The organism is Bradyrhizobium sp. CCH5-F6 (assembly GCF_001556045.1).
In the GTDB taxonomy this organism is placed as follows: Bacteria; Pseudomonadota; Alphaproteobacteria; order Rhizobiales; family Xanthobacteraceae; genus Bradyrhizobium.
In genome coordinates, this window is the sequence record NZ_LSIC01000209.1 from 1 (window position 1) to 1,269 (window position 1,269).

Consider the following 1,269-nt stretch of genomic DNA (forward strand, 5'->3'; position numbering starts at 1 on the left):
GATGTGTATAAGAGACAGGAGCCGCCCGGGTGGTGCGCGCGCGCGGGGGAGGGTTGGGGAGAGGGCTTCTTCCTCTGGGGGGCAGACGCGGCTGTCCCCCAGCGGAGAGAACCCTCACCCGCGCTGCGCGCGACCTCTCCCGCAAGCGGGAGAGGTTACCGCACCCGCGGCTAACCCCCGACCACCAAAACGGCAGTGTTTGTCGCGTTTTTGACATCACATAAAGGGCGTATTCACCGCCGAAGAGTCCAGTGGAGTTCCCGGGGCAGGACGCCCGGACACATTGTTTGCCGTAATTTTTGGCTTAAGTAACAGCGCATCGCGCCCCGATTGGATTGTTTCGTGCCTTCAACGCTCACCTTTGCGCAGGATCTGCGGCCGGTCCGTTCGCGCCTTGCCGGTTGGCTGGCTGCGCTGTGCGCCCTGGCCGTCGCGTGGGGTGCGGTGCCGGCCGCGGCGCAAGGCAAGCTCGAGGCGCAATATGAGGCTTCGCTGGCGGGCATTCCCGTCGGCAAGGGCGCCTGGAACATCGACATCCAGGACGACGTGTTCTCGGCGGCGGCCGCTGGCGGCACCTCCGGGCTGCTGAAATCGTTCACGGGCGGGTCAGGCACCGGCGCCTCGCAGGGGCGCATCGTCAACGGCGCGCTGGTTGCGACCGGCTACCAGGCCTCCACCACCACCCAGAAGAAGACCGAAGAGATCCGCATCACGCTCGACAAGGGCAATGTGAAGGATTTCTCCATCCTGCCGGAGCCGCCGGTCGATCCTGACCGCATCGTCGTCACTGATGCGCATCGCCGCGGCGTCTGGGACCCCATGACGGCCTCGCTGCTGCGCGTGCCCGGCACCGGCGATCCTGTCTCACCGGAGGCCTGCCACAACTCCGCGCCGGTGTTCGACGGTCGCATGCGCTACGAGCTCAAGCTCGATTTCAAGCGCATGGAGAGCGTGAAGGCCGAGAAGGGCTATCGTGGCCCGGTCGTGGTCTGCTCGATCTATTTCGTGCCGGTCGCCGGCTACATCCCCGATCGCCCCGTGATCAAATACCTCGCCGCCCAGCGCAACATGGAGATCGCCTTCGCGCCGATCGCCGGCACGCGCATCCTGGTCCCGTTCTGGCTGAAAGTGCCGACGCCCTTGGGGCCGGCCATGCTGGAAGCCACCAGCTTCATCACCGCGGCCCAGCCGCCAAGGGTGGCGAAGACGCAGTAGGGACAGGCGGCGGTGGCGTTAACCCTCCCCTGGAGGGGGAGGGTCGATCGCGCG

At 66.5% G+C, this 1,269-nt stretch carries 1 protein-coding gene; it reads left to right on the forward strand.

The features are described 5' to 3' along the window. Positions 1-405 precede the first annotated feature (405 nt). Positions 406-1,215 carry a DUF3108 domain-containing protein gene (locus tag AX729_RS36865; RefSeq protein ID WP_061029678.1) on the forward strand — a complete coding sequence of 270 codons (810 nt, stop codon included), beginning with the start codon at positions 406-408 and terminating at the stop codon, positions 1,213-1,215. The last annotated feature ends 54 nt before the right edge of the window (positions 1,216-1,269 follow it).